Raw genomic sequence first — 14,289 nt, forward strand, 5'->3', positions numbered from 1 at the left:
TTCTAATTTCTTGAATTATCTTCAATAATCAATGGATGGTGATAGTGTCTTCGACATACCGGATAGTATGCTTCATTTCCACCAATTTGGATCTGCTCCCCAGTATAAACAGGCTTGCCGTCTACAACACGCATGTTCATCGTGGCTTTTTTATGACAATACCAGCAAATAGTTTTCATTTCTTCGATCTTATCTGCGTATAGCAATAAGTATTTTGAACCTTCAAATAGTTCATTTTGGAAATCATTTTTCAACCCGAACGCCATAACAGGAATATTCAATTCATCCACTATTTTCGTTAATTGAATGATGTGGTCTTTTGTTAAAAACTGCGCTTCATCTAACAACACACAAGCCGGTTCATAATCCAACTCATTGACGACTTCTAAAATATTCGTTTCTTCAAAAATGGCTATCCCGTTCCGGCGTAACCCAATACGGCTGGATACTACACCAATAGCGTCTCGATCATCGATACCACTTGTCATAATAATAACAGGTTTATTTTGTTCTTCATAATTATGTGCGACTTTTAAAATTTCAATCGTTTTACCACTGTTCATTGCGCCGTACTTAAAAAATAATTGAGCCATCCGATATATCCTCATTTCTCTCCTAAGAATCCTTTAAAATTATACTGTAAATCAACTTAAAGTACAAGATACGATTCAAAGACCTTGTCCTTTTAACTGCAAGCAACCATTTGTTCAAAGACATCCCATTCCTGCTGATTCTTTATAGATTCCCCAAATCATTCAGCTTCATTCAATAAAAGAGCAGAGAAATTTATTCTCTGCTCTTTCGTTTGTTCACTTGTTTGTTACAACTTTTCTCCTGGAGTTGAAGCAATCAGTTGTAAAGTTCCATCTATAGACCAAGCTTTTAAATCATTTGGCAAAATAAAATGCATGCCTTTTTTCAACTCATAAGATTGAGTATCGTCTATGACTAATTCACCTTCTCCATCCAATACACTCACTAGTGTATAAGGTGCAGTTTGAGCGAATGTTGCTACGCCATTGACTTTCCATTCATAAACGTTGAAAAATTCATTTTCAACAAATGTAGTCATCTGGATATTGCTAGAAGTTTCTGTTTTTACTGATGAATCAGGATTTTGACTAGGGATAGTTGTTACATCGATTGATTGCTGCAAATGCAGTTCTCTTCCTTGTCCGCTGTCATCTTTACGGTCATAATCATATACACGGTACGTCGTATCACTAGATTGTTGTGTTTCCAGTATCATGATTCCCCCGCCGATAGCATGTATCGTTCCGCTGGGCACAAAGAAAAAGTCGCCTTTTTTCACCGGAATGCGCTGTAGCAGTTCATCCCATTTTCCATTTTGAATCAGTTCAGTCAACTCTTCTTTGGTTTTAGCATGATGACCGTACACGATTTCTGAACCTTCATCAGCATCAATCACATACCAGCATTCCGTTTTCCCAAGTTCTCCCTCATGCTCTAATCCATACGCATCATCAGGATGAACTTGGACAGACAGGTCCTCTGCCGCATCTAATATTTTAGTCAATAAGGGAAATACATCACCCTCCGCGTTGCCAAAAACATCACGATGCTGATCCCAAACTTCATTCAACGTCAGTCCTTTGTAGGGTCCGTTGATAACTTTGCTTGGTCCATTTTTGTGTGCACTGATGGCCCAACACTCGCCCACTTTATCACTGGGGAGGTCATATCCAAACGCTTCTTTTAATTTAGTTCCGCCCCAAATTTTTTCTTGCATAACGGGTTCTAAGATTAATGGTTCTATCACTGCATTTCCTCCTGCTTCTACTCTATAATAATAAACCTTGTCCTCGCTTCTCCAGTTTATCACATTTGTAAACGTTTCAAAATGATATCTCACTATAATCTTTTAATTTTCTTCTTTTCTCTTTTCTTTCAAATAGGTGTCGATCAAGAAATCTCTTTTCTCTAAATAAGTTGGTGTATGACTTTTAGGATGAACTCTGTTGGATAAAAAAACAAACGCTTTTTGTTCCAGAACATCGATTAAGATAAATGTCCCAGTGAAACCTGTATGAAACAGAATAGGATGATCTTTATTTCCTTTTAGATTCCAACCTAGTGAACGCCATAAATCTCCAGTCGGCGTCCAATCTTTCAACAATCCTTCCACGGTTTTTTCTTTCAACACCCTCGCTCCGTTGCTTTCTCCTTTGTTTAACATCATTTGTGCAAAGGTTAGGCAATCTTTTAAAGAAGAAAAAAGACCTGCACTGCCACAGTGACCCTTCAATACAAAAGCTTTCGGGTCATGAACTTCTCCGCGAATCAACCCTCTTTTTGGGTGAAGTTCAGTAGGAGCACATTGATTCACATCTGTTGGTTCAAAGGTTGAGTCCTCCAGGTTTAAAGGTTGGAGGACTCTTTTATTAAATACTTGTTGTAAAGGCAGTTGTTCGATTTTTTCAATTATAAAGCCTAATAAAATCATTCCAGTATCAGTGTAAACCACTTCTTTTCCCCTATTTTCTCCTACTGGAAGCTGCACTAAAGATTGTTTTAATTCTGAAGCAGATAAAGCATCTCGATTTGGAATGTATCCATTGATAGCCGAAGTATGCGTCAGCAAGTGTCGAATCGTCACAACAGCAGAAGAGAATTCAAGCAAATGCTGTTGGACAGGATCATCCACAGCGATTTTTCCCTCTTCAATTAACTGTAATATGACAGTCGTCGTCATCATGACTTTTGTCAAAGAGGCTACATCGTACAATAAACCTGGTTTGATGGCTTCTTCCTCAGGAAAAACCGCTGCTAAGCCGTCTAAGTAATGCTGCACGTCATTTCCTTCGATGAAGGCATAACTAGCCCCTGGCATAATTCCTTCTTGAATCAACGATTGAATAGCTTTTCTAGTTTTTGGATACATTTTTTCACCTTTTCTTGTTCTTTTAAAAATAGTCGTATAACTGTGGATCCCCTTGTGGTATTCTTTCAGCTAATTCTGCTGCACAAGCCGTTGAGCAGATCAATTTTTCATGAAACTTCAACTCTTCTATACTTCGATAACCCAAAAAGAGCTGTGTCCAAGTTTGAATAGAAGCGGATAAAAAAGCAGCTTCTTTTATTTCTGTTTCCATAGCTAGCTTGGTTACTTTTCGACCTGTATTTCTCAGTTCTACTTTCCAGATACCATTATTCCAATCAGCTAAGCGATCTTTGACTTGTAAATAAAAAGTTGTTTGTGCTTTTTCTTTAAAAGGATAGCGCATCAAGAAAGATTCGATATTCACAATCCTTGCCATCATGAAAGGATCAACTTCTTTTTTTATGGTCTGTCTTGGAAACAACTCCATAATGTATTCATTCTCTGCTGTTTTATACTGAACGGTTTTAAACGTGCTCTGGTGAGACGCTACAAATTGCCATAACGCAGTGTACGCATCTGCCGTTAAATAAACCATTTCATCTATTATAAAATCAGTTGATGTTTTGTCTCCAAAATGATAGGACAAATATCCTTTTGCTTCATCATTGTTATCTTTATAAATAGCTAGTTTTTGTTTAACTGGATCCGAAAACTTTTGCTGCCACATCCATTCCGCTCTTTTTAGCGGTCCAACTGAATGGTGATACTTTTCAAGATAAATATTCGTTATCGTTTCTTTTTCTTGTTCCCATTTTACTCGACTAACCTGTCCTGGGTATTTTTTTGTTTTTGGCATGTAACTTGTATCAATCGTGTAAGAAGCTGTATTGAAGGCTACTTCATAACCGAATTTACGATAAAAAGGATACGAAAAAGGATCTAAATAAGAAAGTACCATCCCTTCTCTGTTCATATGGTCTAACGAAGCAGTGAACAACTTTTTGATGTTGCCCATCCCCCTGGTTTCTGGATAGCTAGAAACATATGAAATTCCGCCCATAGACATTGTTTCTCCATGAAACAAGACTTCTAAAGACAGTACAAGCATTTGACTCTTTAGTTCATTTTGCTGGTAGATCCCAAACGTATTTGAATGGTTAAAAACCGTACGAAAATTTGCTTTCCTTTCTGTCGTATCCGGTACGTTGAAAGCATAAATAGCTAAAGCATAAGCTTCTTCGAAATGATCTTGCGGGACATTCCTTACTTTACTCATCTGACTTCGCCTCTTTCTCTATGCCGTATTCTTTTTCTTTTATGGTAGCACATTTTCTTTGAACCTAGTTAATGAGAAGGACTTATTTCGTTCAGTTATCCTAAAAAAAATATTCTGCAGAAAACCCAGCGTGTTGCTTTTTCTGTTGGTTTATTCTCTTGTCCAGTCAATTTTTTGAGCTTACAAATCGACTTCTTATCTAACAAAAGACTATACTAATAATATATAAATCGGAAAAAATGGAAATCAATAGTCTGGAGGTGAGTATCATGCCAAAAACATTTCGTCCTATTTTGTTTCAAGGGAACACTGAAAAAAAAGTTTATTTTGAGGGTTGGTATTATAAACAAGTGACTAAAGATGAAACAGAACTGATCAGTTTCATTCCAGGTATCAGTTTAAGCGAAACGGACAAACATTGTTTTGTTCAATACATTTCAGTGACCAAAGATCATAACCACCTTCCCGTGATCAAAACGGATTATTTTCCTTATCCGATCGATCAATTTATTACTCGAGATGAACCTTTTCAAGTACAGATTGGTCAAAATGTTTTTTCTGAAAAAAAAGTTACGATTCACTTAACTAAAGAAGGCACTAAAATCAAAGGTTCTTTTTCTTTGCACAATTTGCATCCTATCCAAAAGACATGGTTAAATCCTACCATTATGGGACCATTGAGTTATATTCCCAACATGGAATGCAACCATGGCGTAATCAGCATGAACCACTCTATTAATGGTTATGTGAAAATCAATAATCGTGTGATCGACTTCACAGGCGGAAAAGGCTATTTTGAAAAAGATTGGGGAACTTCTTTTCCAAAAGAATACATGTGGATTCAAAGCAACAACTTTAAGGATCCTACGACAAGCTTGTTCTTTTCTGTGGCAAATGTTCCATTGATGAAGTTAAACCTTGAAGGCTTTATCTGCAATTTGGTGATGCAAGGAAAAGAATATCGGTTTGCAACTTATAATAGAAGCAAGATGACCATTCAACGATTGTCTTCTACTGAAATAAAAATCATTCTGGAGAATAAAAATGCTCGCTTGACCATTGTCGCTCGTCCTGATAAATTTGGTGAATTGACTGCACCCCAAAATGGAGTAATGGGTAAAAAAGTCAAAGAAGGCTTCTCAGATCATTTGCACATTACTTTAGAGAATTTTCAAGCCCCATTTGTTTATAAGGATGACGGAAAAATGGCTGGAATTGAAGTAGTCGGATATCAAATGACAGACTGAAACATAACACCATTCTTTTAGTACTAGAATAAGTTCCATTAAAAAGAAGACCGTTCAGCCTAAAGATGGCTGAACGGTCTTCTTTTTGTTAAGCAGTTTCTGATTGAGCGAATTGAGCGTTGTAAAGATTAGCGTAAAACCCATTTTTAGCCATCAACTCATCATGATTTCCGGTTTCAATCACGTCTCCTTGATCCATAACGATGATTTTATCAGCGTCCCGAATAGTCGATAATCGATGGGCTACCACAAAGCTGGTTCTGCCTTTCAGCAACTTCGCCATCGCTTTTTGAATCAATACTTCAGTACGCGTATCCACACTAGACGTTGCTTCATCAAGAATCAAAATTTCCGGATCTGCATAAAAAGCGCGTGCAATGGTCAGCAATTGACGCTGTCCTTGAGAAATGTTACTAGCTTCTTCATTCAAAACAGTATCGTATCCATGCGGCAGCTTACGGACAAAGTCATCGACATGAGCAGCTGCTGCTGCTTCAAAAACTTTTTCTTTCGACTCATTTGCTTCTTCGTTGCCGTATTGAATATTTTCTAAAATTGTACCGTTAAACAACCACGTATCTTGCAATACCATAGCAAAATGAGAACGCAATTCTTCTCTCGTGATGTCTCTAGTGTCTACACCGTTCAGCTTGATGCTGCCGCCCTTGACGTCATAGAAACGTTGCAGCAAGTTAATCAACGTCGATTTCCCTGCGCCAGTAGGCCCAACAACAGCAATCATTTCGCCTTCTTTAACATCTAAGTTGAAATCTTTCATCAACAATGGTTCATCAGGTCCACCATAACCAAACTGCACATGTTCAAATTGAATCTTATACGGCGAGTTTTGAAGAGGTTGGATGTTTGATTGCTCCAAATTCATCTCGGGTTCATCCAAGACTTCAAATACACGTTCTGCTGATGCTACTGTAGCTTGAATCGTATTAGACAAGTTAGCTATGTCTCTCATTGGCTGAGAGAATTGGTTTACGTATTGTAAGAAAGCTTGTACGTTCCCGAGTGTCATTGTGCCATTTGCTACATTAATCCCACCTAATACGGCTACTGCTAAATACCCGACATTACGTGCAAAAGAAATCAATGGCATCATAAGCCCTGTCAAAAATTGAGCCTTCCAAGATGCTTCGTAGTAAGATTCATTTTGCTTCTCAAATTTTTCAATTTCTGTTTCTTCATGGTTGTAGATCTTTACGACCGCATGTCCAGAATAAATTTCTTCTACCTGATCATTCAAGATCCCTAATTCTTTCTGCTGTTTTGCAAACATTTTTTGAGCTCTAGGGGCGATGACACCTACAAAAATCCCGCTCAAAACGACAATAATCATGGATACCACAGTCAATTGCAGACTGATGCTCAACATCACCGACAAAACGGCAACAAATTGCACGACACTTTGAACGAACTGAGTCAATGACTGCTGCAAGGTATTGGCAATTTGGTCCATATCATTCACGGCCCGTGACATGATGTCTCCATTAGAATGCGTATCGTAATAGCTGATCGGCATACGACTCATTTTTGCTTTTAAATCTTTTCTCAAATCATAGACTGTTCGTTGTCCGATACGCGCCATAGTGAACTGTTGAAAGTAATTAAATAGACCAGCTCACTAGTGTTGCATGAAACATAATATGTTTCACAATGTTATGTATCCTATTCCAATATGCAAAAAAGTCCTTTATACTGAACTTGGATGACTTATCCAAGACCAATAAAAAGGACCCAACTTATGGATAAGTATAAACTAAATTCTGCTTTTAATAAATGGTTTTCGGCAATTAAGTTAGAAAAATTACCGATTCCTATTCGTGAAAAGGTTTTTGCCTTTGATAAATACCATAAGAAACTTAGTTTCTTTCGAGCTCTGCAGCTTTTTCTTCATGCGATCAATGAAGAGAAAGAAAGTCTCAGAGATATGGATACTGCTTTTGTTTCCAAAGAACTTCAAAAAGAGATTGGGATTGAAAGCATCAGTTATTCTCAGCTTTCTAGAGTTCTTCCCAAAATGGATTCAGAAATTCTTTTAGCTATTTTTTACCAGCTTCTCAGTCAGGTTAAAAATAAAATGCCCGTGGATAAGCGAAATAGTCTCTATTTAATTGACTCTTCGACCTTTTCATTGAATCAAAATCTTTATCAATGGGCTGATTTTCGTAAAACGAAATCAGGAGTTAAGCTTCACTTAAAACTCTGCTTTATGGATAATGACCATCTTTATCCAGATGATTTTACACTAACTAATGCGATTGAACATGATACAAACCAGTTGGAAGTGTTGGTCAATCAACCTGAGGCAACTTATGTATTCGATCGTGGTTACCTAGATTTCGAACGAATGGATAAAATGCACTGGAATGGTTATTTCTTTGTGACGAGAATCAAAAAGAATACAAAAGTTCATGTTTTGGAAACATTAGCAGCTTCCAAAGAAGACTCTATTATCAGCGACCAATTGGTCGCATTAGGTGCTCAAAACTATCTAACTTCCCGATTTCGTTTAGTGACTATTCAAGATCAAAAAGGGAAAGTTCTTCAGTTCATCACGAATCGTTTTGACTGTTCCTCTGCTGAAATTGCAGAAATGTATAAAGCTCGTTGGCAAATAGAACTGTTCTTCAAACACATTAAACAGCATATGACAATCAAAAAGTTTTTTTCAAGAAGCGAACAGGGAGTCGTAAATCAATTGATTTTAGCCTTGATTGCCAGTTTACTAACCTATTTGATTCAGTTAGAAACAAAGACTGGACAGTCTATTTTCCAAATTAAACGACTTTTTCGTTACCTCCTATTTCAACCTGCAGAAAAATGGATTGAACTTTTAGTGCCCAATTGACTACAATAAAACGTTGTTGTTGGATGCTAATGGAATCAGCTAAATAAGCAAAATTTTCTGGAAATAGTCATCCTTTGCGTAAGCATTCAATTTTTTTTACTTTTTTCAAGAAAATAATAATTCAGAATATTCTGACTATATTTATGCAACACTAGTGAGACCAGCTGATATATAGAGGATAAAAACCATGACTAAAATTTCACCAATCAAATCAAAATTGATCGGCAGCACATCTACTGTTTGTCCGGATTCTCTCAAAGCCATTCCTTCTTGATACCCTCTAAATATTTCTGTCGTTGCTCTACCCAGCATCTTAGGGGTCAACGTAGTAAAAATTGTTGCGGCAATCGTTAATACCAGTACTAATAGAACTCCCCAGATTCGATTTGCCATGTATGTCATTAATCGTCTTAAAGTGCCCCAGAAATTTTTCGCTTTTCTTGGGCTTAGACCGCCTTTATTCTGCGAACTGTTTTTCATCAGATCTCGTCTCCTTTCATTTGAGATTCCATAATTTCACGGTACGTTTCACTTGTCTCTTTCAGCTCTTCATGAGTTCCTTTACCAACCATTTTCCCTTCATCTAATACAATGATCAGGTCAGCATCTACTACACTACTGATACGCTGTGCAATGATGATCACGATTGACTCCGTCGTTTCTTTTTTCAATGCAGCCCTTAAGACCGCATCGGTTTTAAAGTCCAAAGCGGAAAACGAATCATCAAACAGTAAAATATCCGCTTGAGATACAAGGGCTCGTGCAATACTTAACCGTTGACGTTGTCCACCAGAAAAGTTTCCTCCGCCTTGCTCAACATGAGCATCCAGACCTTTAGGCATTTTTTCCACGAAATCTTTAGCTTGAGCGATTTCGAGTGCATGCCATATTTCTTCATCTGTGGCTTCAGGTTTTCCATATCTCATGTTTTCGCGAATCGTTCCTGTAAACAGTACAGCTTTTTGAGGAGCATATCCCATAAGTGTTCTCAAATCATGTTGAGTATAATCTCTGATATCCGTTCTGTTGATCTTTATACTCCCAGACTCTACGTCATAAAACCGCGGAATCAAATTCGCCAAAGTAGATTTACCTGAGCCTGTCCCTCCAATAATAGCGACAGTTTCACCTTTTTGAACTTTAAAATCAATATCCTCTAATGCCAACTTTTCGGCACCTGTATAACGAAAGTCCACATGACTGAATTCAAACGAAACTTCTTTTTCCGTTGTGATGTCTTTTGCCACTTCTGGATCTAAGATTTTACTTCTCAAATCTAATACTTCGTTGATACGAGCAGCTGAAACTTGTCCACGCGGGATAAACATAAATATAAAAGCTACTTGCATAACACTGATCAGGATCTGCATAGCATACGTTAAAAAAGTTACTAAGTTTCCGACTTCCATTTCTCCGGTACTAATCAAACTTCCTCCCAGCCAAATGATCAAGATATTCGTGATACTGATCACTACAGTCATGGCCGGCATCAGGAATGCCATGTAAGTAAAAGCTTGGATCGCTGTGTTTGCAAAGTCTTTATTCGCGGTATCAAAGCGTTTTTCTTCATGTTTGTCTTTTCTAAAAGCTCTCACTACCCGGACACCAGTCAGGCCTTCACGAAAAATCAAATTCAATCGATCTGTTTTTCGCTGCATCGATTTAAAGTACGGCACGGCAAATCGCATGATAATAGCGATCATAATAGCTAGTAATGGAATAGAGATCAAAAAGGCTCGTGCCAATTGAGGTTCCCGAGTAAATGCCAAAATTCCAGCACCAACCATCATAATTGGGGCCATGATCATCATACGCAACATCATCAAAACAACTAATTGAACTTGGACAACGTCATTCGTTGTTCTCGTAATCAAAGAAGCCGTCCCCACTTCATCAAGTTCATCATTTGAAAAATGAGTTACTTTGCGGAAAATTTTGTTTCTCAATCGTTTTCCTAATCCTTGGGACTCTCTTGCAGCAATAAAGACATTCGCAATCGCTCCTGCTATTGCTATAAGTGCAACGATCATCATCTTCAATCCGATGTCTAAAATATAATCGACGTCTCCATTTGCTATACCATTATCAATGATATCCGCTGTTAATGTTGGCAATACTAAATCTCCAGTAACTTGTATGATCATGAATACTACGGCTAAAAATATAGCCCACTTATTCATTCTTTTTGTTAATTTCCACACGCTATTTTTCCCCCGCTTCTGATTTGACTTCTTTTCTGGCCCCATGTTCCAGCCACTTTAATTTTCGACAAAAATAAAAATGAATCTTTTTTCGAGGACGTTCTTTTGCATATCCTTCTACAATTTCCTGCATCATCATAGAGACGATGAAATTCAGTAAACACAACAGTTCTTCATCCGTATCGGCTTTCAAACGGTTCCGATCTACATGAGAAAAAACAGCTTTTCGTGTTGCGTTCCCTTCTTCGCTTTCTCTCAGCTGCTCTGGAGTCACTTCTTTGCTGGTACGGTAATCCAAATGCAAAAATAATTGCTTAAAAAAGTCCGCATTCGGTGTCTCCATGACGGATGACAACAATTTAGGAAAGTAATGCCTGACCCCTAAAAAAAGATCTCCGTCCGCTTTTTTGATTTCTTCGATAAACAGACGCTGCGAATCTGTTTTAACCAGCTTCATGATATAGAAGAATAAATCTTCTTTATTTTCAAAGTACTGGTAAAAACTTCCTCTAGACACACAAGCCTTCTTTATAATGGTATTAATAGACGCTTGATTCAATGACTTTTCTGAAAATTCTTCCATTGCAGCGTCTATCAGTCGATTTCTTTTTTCTTCGCTTAAATTAAAAAAAGTTTGTGTAGGCAAACGAAACCTCTCCTTTCACCCTACAATGTTCGTACAATTTCATACAGCATCCAACAATTATATATGACAACCTGTCATGTTGCAAATCGAGTAGGAGGTAAATAATTAATTTATTTACCGTCCTCTCACACCACCGTACGTACCGTTCGGTATACGGCGGTTCAATTTTATATAACATGCTTTTGTTTTAAATAGTAACTATCTGGAGATACTAGACCTTTAAGGGCTAGTATCTTATTGGTTACTGTGGTTGTCATAACCCAGGACAGGGCTATTCGGGCAGTTCCTTTGGAACTGTGGCTATTCATGTAGGCGTTGTAGTCGCTCATCCCTAGTTTAGTGAGGGCTCTTCTTCGATTTTTGGCTGTTTTCCATTGGTGCCAGATACACATCCTCAGTCGATAACGAAGATGACTCGCTATTTTCTTGAGTTTTGTGTGCATATTTCCTATTTTGAAATAGTTCACCCATCCTCTGATGACTTGATTCAATTTAACGATGCGGTAAGCCATATCAATGCCCCAGCTTTTCTTGCTTAGCTGATGAAGCTTATATTTAAACGTCTCGATTGATATGGCATGAGGCTTTGCTTGATAGCCTTTATCTGCTTTCGACCAATAGAATCCAAATCCCAAGAATTTAAAGGTTGGGTCATTAGGTTTAATGATTTTCGATTTACTCGTGTTCACAGTTAAACCCAGAGTTTCCTCAATATATCGTGTAACCGAACGCATTACGCGCCTTGCTGCGAATTCGCTCTTAACTAGGATAATGCAGTCATCTGCGTATCGCACGAAGTGTAGACCTCTTCTCTCTAGTTCTTGGTCGAGTTCATTTAAGAGGATATTACTCAATAATGGCGAGAGGTTTCCCCCTTGGGGAGTGCCAACTGGACTTTCCTCATATTCTCCGTTTACCATAATGCCACTCACGAGATATTTCCGAATCAATGATATCACATCACCATCGGTTATTTTCCGAGAAACTAGATTCATCAATCGATCATGGTTAACGGTGTCAAAGAACTTCTCTAAATCAATGTCGACAATCCAGTGATACCCTTCGTTCATATCTCTTAGCCCTTGCGCTATAGCCATATGGGCGTTGCGGTTTGGACGGAATCCATAACTACTGTTGTGGAAGTGTTCGTCAAAAATGGGTGTGAGAACTTGTGCAATCGCTTGTTGAATAACTCGGTCAATCACTGTCGGTATACCCAGTAGTCTGACCCCACCCGATGGTTTAGGTATTTCTACTCTTCTGACAGGTTTAGGTTGATAGTGACGTTGACGAATAGTCTGAATAAGCTCTTCTTTGTGCTGACGAAGATATTCTTTAGCCTCTTCGATAGACATACCGTCAATGCCTGCGGCACCTTTATTCCGTTCCACTTGTCGAAAGGCTTCGTTTAAATTATTTCTGGATAGGATTCTATCCAGTGTCCTGTTTTCCTGCATGCTTGTTACTCCTTTTCTGCTCTCGTAAGGCAGCTATCTACTTTTACGCTGTCGTAGCCAATAGTCTTTGGCGGCCTCCAATAAAGATGTTTGTAACGATAAAATTGTTCGGTCCTTCGCTCTTTCTAGCTTTCACTAGCTGTCTTCACTACTACGACCTCTGCTGACTTCTCATGAGTCAAGCACTTATCACTAAGTGTATTTGGTATAACGTCATGAGACCTCCCCAGTTAAGGTGCGAACTCTTTCACTCCATCTATCTGCCACATTTATGCTTCGAGTTAGGACAGTTATCGGACTTTAGCTTCTTTGGCAGCTTTATCCACTCGACTCACCTCTTATGTGATTTCTGTTCGTCAGACCAGAGTTTTGCCTTGGGCTTCCTTCAGATTCCACCTCACGGTGGACACCCTTGCCGTCAGCTATATGCTTACCACTGTCAGGTCGCATTCGGGACTTACACCCGTTAGAGTTCGCCCATGCTGGGCGAACCAAAAAGGCACACAACCCTTTAGAGTTGTGTGCCTTCATCTTTTTAATTTTTCATTTAATCAACAGATTCAATCAGAAGTTTCCGTTTCTTGCATTTGCAGTTTTTCCCGTCTTATGATGTCTTCAGGTCGATAACTCTCTTCATTTTCATATAGACCCGAATAGCTTTGGTACCATTGAAAAATATGCACAACAATGATTTTTAAAATTGCATATCCTGGTATTCCAAATAAGACACCTACCACGCCGAAAAGTTTTCCTCCGGTCAATAGAACAAAAATAATCGTGATGGGATGCATCTTCAAATTAGAACCAAGAATCTGAGGTGAAATGACCCGCCCCTCAATGATTTGTTCAATTGAAAATACAATGATCACTTTGATCAGCATACTTGGCGAGTCGACTAAAGCGACTACCAAGGCTGGAATTGTGGCCAATATTGACCCCAGATAAGGAATAATATTCAAAAATCCAGCTAAAATCCCTAAAGTAGCGGCAAACTCCACCCCAATAATTCCAAATCCACTCCAAAATAGAATACTGACGAAAAGAGCTACCAATAATTGTCCACGAACATATTGACTGATTTGCGCATTCATTTCTGTCATCACTCGATACGTTTTAGCTCGTATCTTCGTTGGTACAAAAGATAAGAAAAACAATGGCAGTCTTTTTCCGTCTCTTAGTAAGTAAAATAAAATGAATGGCATTGTGATCAGCGCGATCACGATGCTCGTAATCGTGCCCACAACACTTCCGATACCTGAAAATGTAGAATCCAGTACAACATTTGCTTGATCAGAAACTGTGTTCATCAGATTTTGATTAAACTCTTGAAACTGTTCTTGGATTTGAGAAAAAATATCGCTTCGGGTTAATCCTTCGATTTGAGTGGTGATGTCGCTCCAATAAGTTGGCCAATTCATCACCAGACTCGCTATTTGAGTTTGAACTAAAGGAATCAGTGTAGTGACGCCCCAGACCAGTAGTCCAGCAATGATTAAAAATACTATAGTGATACCATAAATACGAGGGATCTTTTTATTTTCCATCCAGTCAATGACCGGATTTAACAAGTAATACAGAATAACCGAGAAAATAACCGGCAACCCGATAATTTCTAAAAAATCTCTTACAGGATTCAAGACGTAAGAAACTTTGCTAAAAACAAAAATATTGATCAAGATCAATAGAAGCACTAGTAAAATGGCCACTAGTTTGTTGCTTAAAAACCACCTTTTAAACCAATTGACCATGGCTTTATTATT

11 protein-coding genes and 1 pseudogene are annotated in these 14,289 nt (G+C 38.3%); 2 read left to right on the plus strand and 10 right to left on the minus strand.

The window, feature by feature from the left end; genetic code table 11:
- Positions 1–2: 2 nt before the first annotated feature.
- From LMF32_RS01730 to LMF32_RS01745, 4 genes are all read right to left on the minus strand, one after another.
- Positions 3–593 carry a thymidine kinase gene (locus LMF32_RS01730; RefSeq protein ID WP_230523644.1) on the minus strand — a complete coding sequence of 197 codons (591 nt, stop codon included), beginning with the start codon at positions 591–593 and terminating at the stop codon, positions 3–5.
- A 227-nt stretch (positions 594–820) separates the two neighbouring features.
- On the minus strand, positions 821–1,780 hold the full coding sequence (gene manA, locus LMF32_RS01735) for a mannose-6-phosphate isomerase, class I (protein ID WP_230523645.1): 960 nt from the start codon (positions 1,778–1,780) through the stop codon (positions 821–823).
- Between the two features lie 102 nt (positions 1,781–1,882).
- Positions 1,883–2,902 (minus strand): serine hydrolase domain-containing protein, encoded by a 1,020-nt coding sequence (locus LMF32_RS01740; RefSeq protein WP_230523646.1) that lies wholly within the window; start codon positions 2,900–2,902, stop codon positions 1,883–1,885.
- Positions 2,903–2,924: 22 nt separating this feature from the next.
- Positions 2,925–4,118, minus strand: coding sequence for a GNAT family N-acetyltransferase (locus LMF32_RS01745; protein ID WP_230523647.1), 1,194 nt, complete (start codon positions 4,116–4,118; stop codon positions 2,925–2,927).
- Positions 4,119–4,387: 269 nt separating this feature from the next.
- Between LMF32_RS01745 and LMF32_RS01750 the strand changes: the two genes are divergently transcribed.
- On the plus strand, positions 4,388–5,365 hold the full coding sequence (locus tag LMF32_RS01750) for a tocopherol cyclase family protein (protein ID WP_230523648.1): 978 nt from the start codon (positions 4,388–4,390) through the stop codon (positions 5,363–5,365).
- Between the two features lie 88 nt (positions 5,366–5,453).
- On the opposite strand, the pseudogene LMF32_RS01755 reads toward LMF32_RS01750, so the two are convergent.
- Positions 5,454–6,989 (minus strand): annotated as a pseudogene (locus LMF32_RS01755) (ABC transporter ATP-binding protein); the annotation flags it as partial.
- Positions 6,990–7,118: 129 nt separating this feature from the next.
- Here LMF32_RS01755 and LMF32_RS01760 point away from each other — a divergent pair.
- Complete coding sequence (locus tag LMF32_RS01760; protein WP_230523649.1) at positions 7,119–8,225, plus strand: IS4 family transposase; 1,107 nt, start codon at positions 7,119–7,121, stop codon at positions 8,223–8,225.
- A gap of 141 nt (positions 8,226–8,366) precedes the next feature.
- Here the strand turns inward: LMF32_RS01760 and LMF32_RS01765 are convergent, their stop codons facing one another.
- The 5 genes from LMF32_RS01765 to LMF32_RS01785 all read right to left on the minus strand — a co-directional run bounded on the left by LMF32_RS01765 (position 8,367) and on the right by LMF32_RS01785 (position 14,277).
- A complete protein-coding gene (locus LMF32_RS01765; protein WP_230523650.1) occupies positions 8,367–8,705 on the minus strand; it encodes a hypothetical protein in 339 nt (112 codons plus the stop codon).
- Positions 8,705–10,426: an ABC transporter ATP-binding protein gene (locus LMF32_RS01770; RefSeq protein WP_230523651.1), complete on the minus strand. Its 1,722-nt coding sequence runs from the start codon at positions 10,424–10,426 to the stop codon at positions 8,705–8,707. Before LMF32_RS01770 ends, LMF32_RS01765 begins: the two co-directional genes overlap by 1 nt.
- A gap of 1 nt (position 10,427) precedes the next feature.
- Positions 10,428–11,072: a TetR family transcriptional regulator gene (locus tag LMF32_RS01775; RefSeq protein ID WP_230523652.1), complete on the minus strand. Its 645-nt coding sequence runs from the start codon at positions 11,070–11,072 to the stop codon at positions 10,428–10,430.
- Between the two features lie 167 nt (positions 11,073–11,239).
- Positions 11,240–12,529, minus strand: a complete 1,290-nt coding sequence (ltrA, locus tag LMF32_RS01780; RefSeq protein ID WP_230523625.1) for a group II intron reverse transcriptase/maturase — start codon at positions 12,527–12,529, stop codon at positions 11,240–11,242.
- 560 nt (positions 12,530–13,089) lie between these two features.
- Positions 13,090–14,277, minus strand: a complete 1,188-nt coding sequence (locus LMF32_RS01785) for an AI-2E family transporter (protein ID WP_230525058.1) — start codon at positions 14,275–14,277, stop codon at positions 13,090–13,092.
- Positions 14,278–14,289 lie beyond the last annotated feature (12 nt).

The organism is Desemzia sp. C1 (genome assembly GCF_020882875.1).
GTDB classification, from domain to species: Bacteria; Bacillota; Bacilli; order Lactobacillales; family Carnobacteriaceae; genus Desemzia; species Desemzia incerta.